The sequence below is a fragment of the Boseongicola sp. genome (assembly GCF_057460485.1).
In genome coordinates this window covers 1-4,123 of the sequence record NZ_JBVCWP010000316.1, presented here as the reverse complement: position 1 = coordinate 4,123, position 4,123 = coordinate 1, and the positions used below count along the sequence as shown (strand labels likewise).

Below are 4,123 nucleotides of genomic sequence, written 5' to 3'. Positions count from 1 at the left end.
CAAAAGTTGTAACCGGTGGCGGCGCTCAGAGCAAGCTTATTTTACGGCTAACTGCGGGTAATTCGCCGATTCTGCCAGATTTTTCAAGAATCTGGCAGAAAGCCTTCGACAACACGGTCCCGCCCGTCAAAATCGGGGTGCACTGCAATCGAGACTAAACCGGCATTGACAAACAGTTTATGAACGGCCTTCGCCTGCGTTGGCCCGATCTCAACAAGAACGCGGCCACCCGGATGCAGATGCCCGCGCGCATGTGCCGCAATCTCGCGATAGCCGGTCAAGCCATCTACAAAGTCGGTCAGGGCAAGATGCGGATCACATTGCGCAACCTCTGGAGAGAGTGCGTTCATTTCGGTTGGGTGGATATAAGGCGGGTTAGAAACGATCAGATCAAACCGTCCGTCAACCGAATGAAACCAATCTGAGACCACAAACGTCACGCGGTCAGAAACTTCCAAAGAGACTGCGTTTTCCAGGGCAGTTTTCAAGGCGTCTGGCGAAACATCCGTAGCAATCGCAGTTGCGTCGCGCTTTTCCGCCAAAAGCGTCAGTGCAATGCAGCCCGATCCGGTACCAATATCAAGCACGTTGTCGAAATCACCTTGCAGCGCACGCTCAACCAAAATCTCAGTTTCTGGCCTAGGATCAAGGACATGCGAAGAATTCTTAAACCATCGCCCGAAAAACAACCGCCCCCCAAGTATCCGTGATACGGGCTCACGTTTTCCACGCCTCGCACAAAAGGCATCAAATACGATCCTAACTTCAGGGGGAAGGTCATCGCGCAGATGGAGCGTTAGCCGATCAGACTTGATAGCAAGGGCCGCGGTCATCAATCGGCGGACATCCCGCATCGAGTAGGCAAGCCCATTCTCATCCAGCGACCGCGCGGCGCGGGTCATGGCCTGCTGCACGGTTTCGGGTGTCGCGCCTTCGCTCAAAGCCCCTGCTCGGCCAGTTTCGCTGCCTGATCTTCGGCAATCAACGCCTCAATTACCTCGTCGAGATCACCAGCCAAGATATCTCCGAGCCGATAGAGCGTCAGGCCGATCCGGTGGTCCGTCAGCCGTCCTTGCGGGAAATTATACGTCCGTATCCGCTCCGAGCGGTCCCCGGATCCAACCTGAGATTTCCGATCCGCGGCCCGCTCCTGATCCACCTTTTGTCGTTCTAGATCAAAGAGTTTCGCCCTGAGCACCTGCATCGCTATGGCACGGTTCTGGTGCTGAGATTTTTCGGAAGACGTCACAACCACGCCAGTCGGAATATGAGTAATCCGCACCGCAGAATCGGTGGTGTTTACGTGTTGCCCGCCCGCGCCGCTGGCCCGCATCGTATCAATGCGAATGTCCGTCGTTGGAATATCAATATCCACCTCTTCCGCCTCGGGCAGAACCGCGACTGTAGCAGCCGAGGTGTGAATGCGCCCGCCACTTTCGGTTTCCGGGACGCGCTGCACTCGGTGGACACCACTTTCATACTTCAGTCGTGCGAACACGCCTTCTCCAGACACATTCGCAACCACTTCCTTCACACCGCCAAGCTCAGTTTCCGCAAATTCGACAATCGTAAACCGCCAGCCCTTTGTCTCAGCGTATCGCTGATACATCCGTAGCAAATCACCTGCAAAAAGCGCTGCTTCTTCGCCGCCCGTTCCGGGCCGAATTTCTATGATCGCCGGGCGGGCATCGGTCGCATCGCGCGGCAAAAGCGCAACTCTCAAGGCCTGTTCAACCTGCGGAAGTCGCCCCTTGAGGGTTGCAAGTTCCTCTTCCGCCAAGGCCCGCATTTCCGGGTCTTCAAGCATCGCCTGTGCCTCAGCCTCGGCTGCAACAAGCTCTTGATATTGCGTAATTTCTTCGACGACCGGCTTCAAATCAGAGTATTCGCGCGCAAGGACAGCAATCTCGGACCCATCCGCGCCTCCAGCCATTTTGGCTTCCAAGAATTGAAAGCGCCCAATGATCAGTTGAAGTGTGTCTGCCGGGATCATCTTTGTCGTCTCTCCGATCCACCCTCTAAGGTCAAGACAGCGTGACTTTGCGCGAGTGGCTTTCGATGCTATAATTTTGTTATGTGGAAGCTAGCATTAATCCTCGGCCTTGCTGCCAGTCCAGGCTTCGCTGACATCACAGGCCCCGGTGGAAAAGTCATCGAGTGCTACTGTACGGACACCCAAGGATCGCGCGTCGAGCTTGGCCAGGAGATATGCCTGTTCGTCAATGGCCGCGCCTTTATGGCTTTGTGCGAGATGGCACTGAACGTACCGATATGGCGAGATACCGGCATTGGTTGCCTGTCGTCGTCACTCGACGAAAATATCCTCCAGTTCAGCAAACCAACGCTCCATTCGTTCGCGGTTTACACCCCGATCTGAGCCATAGCTGTAGCGCGACCTAGAAATAACCGACAGCTTTGTAGCCGATCCCTCGGCCACAGCTTTGACAGTGATGTAGTCGCGAAACCCGACCCACTTTGTATGCGCCACAAACGTCAACATTCCCTCGTCTACACTTCCGTCCAGGCGTCGTACGCGTGGTTCTGCCCGGGAAATCGCAATCAAAGCCTCCAAAACGGCTACCGGGTCGCCTGAAAATCGCGGTGCCTCGCGCCCTATCACTCGAAACCCTTGCGCGCCGGGATCATTGGCTGTGGCAGGATCAACGTGCCAGGCATCAACATCTGTGGGGGCGAACCTTATCCATCCGGCACCAAGAATTACGACAAAAATAATGAATAAGAAGGAAGTTTGCATCACTCAATCGCCTCAAATGTGTTGGTCTTTAACGTAGATATGTTGCAGAATTTTCAAAGCAATCAAGACCGGCGGTTCCACGCCCATAGGCAGATCAATTCATAGCCCACATGCGCGCCCGCAACAGCTGTGATGTTTGCGTGATCAAACGGCGGCGACACTTCGACAACGTCCGCCCCAACAAGGTTAATCCCTGCCAAATCTCGCAGAATGATCGCTGTCTGCGCCGTTGTGAGACCACCCCAGACCGGCGTGCCTGTCCCCGGCGCATACGCCGGATCAAGCCCGTCAATATCAAACGTCAGATAACACGCCGCGTCCCCAACGATGTTTTTCACTGCGTTTGCAGTCGCCGCAGCACCCTTTTCATGAACCCACCGCGCGTCAAGCCGCGTAATCCCTAAGGCCGTGTCATTTGCAATGCGGATACCGATCTGAACCGACCGATCTACATCGATCAGTCCCTCCTGTACCGCCTTATAAACAAAGGTCCCGTGATCCACGCGCGCCCGGTCATCATCCACCCAAGTATCTGAATGCGCGTCAAACTGCACCAAGGCCAAAGGCCCGTGACGCGCAACATGTGCGCGCAACAATGGTAATGTGATCGAGTGGTCACCGCCAAGTGTTAGACATGCAGCACCCTGATCCAGAATGCTGGCAGCATGGCGCTCAATCAGCCCGGGAACCTCGGCCACTTTCGCATAATCGAACGCCATATCTCCGTAGTCTACTATCGCAAACTCTCCCAACGGATCAAAGCCCCAGCCATAGGGAGGATCGCCGGCCTGAAGCGTGGACGCTTCGCGCAATGCACGCGGCCCAAACCGCGTCCCCGGACGGTGCGTGACGGATTGGTCGAAAGGCACACCCGTTATCGCCAGATCAATGCCCGCAAGATCCTTCGTCAGCTTCCTGCGCAAAAACGACGGCACGCCTGCGAATACGTTTTCGTAGGCGAGCCCGCGCGGCTCTGCCCGTGTGAACGCGACATCAACCTCATTTGCGGCGTCTTCCAGTCCCATGCACTGTTCCCTTTGCGGCTACAAACTAAAGGCCCGAACATCGGCCTCACGTCAAGTATCGAGCGATTGCGCAGGCTCGACCGAGCGAAAAACCGGCCCCAAGAAGCGCGATGTCGTCGTTGAAGTCATAGGTCGGCTGGTGCTGCGCCGGGCATTCACCCTGTCCAATCCACATATAGGCTCCGGGGCGTCCCTCCACCGTATAGGAAAAGTCCTCGACTCCCATGCGCGGGATCAAATGGTTATCCACGGCATCAGCTCCAACAAGTTCACTAGCAACCTCAGCCGCAAACGTCGCTTTGTCGGGATCGTTCACAGTCGGGGGAATGTCGTTTGTGTAGGT

The 4,123-nt window shown here is 55.8% G+C and carries 5 protein-coding genes; all 5 read right to left on the bottom strand.

The annotated features are described in order from the left end of the window. Window positions 1–83 precede the first annotated feature (83 nt). On the bottom strand, window positions 84–941 hold the full coding sequence (prmC, locus tag AC221Y_RS21085) for a peptide chain release factor N(5)-glutamine methyltransferase (RefSeq protein ID WP_486708317.1): 858 nt from the start codon (window positions 939–941) through the stop codon (window positions 84–86). Next, the gene (gene prfA / locus AC221Y_RS21080; protein WP_299757720.1) at window positions 938–1,993 is read right to left on the bottom strand and encodes a peptide chain release factor 1; all 1,056 of its coding nucleotides are present in this window, start codon (window positions 1,991–1,993) and stop codon (window positions 938–940) included. Before prfA ends, prmC begins: the two co-directional genes overlap by 4 nt. A gap of 312 nt (window positions 1,994–2,305) precedes the next feature. Continuing rightward, window positions 2,306–2,755 (bottom strand): DUF1499 domain-containing protein, encoded by a 450-nt coding sequence (locus tag AC221Y_RS21075; protein ID WP_486708316.1) that lies wholly within the window; start codon window positions 2,753–2,755, stop codon window positions 2,306–2,308. A 62-nt stretch (window positions 2,756–2,817) separates the two neighbouring features. Next, a complete protein-coding gene (speB, locus tag AC221Y_RS21070; RefSeq protein WP_299757711.1) occupies window positions 2,818–3,780 on the bottom strand; it encodes an agmatinase in 963 nt (320 codons plus the stop codon). Between the two features lie 46 nt (window positions 3,781–3,826). After that, window positions 3,827–4,123, bottom strand: a 297-nt coding sequence (locus AC221Y_RS21065; protein WP_486708315.1) for a M20/M25/M40 family metallo-hydrolase, incomplete at its 5' end; no start/stop codon positions are given.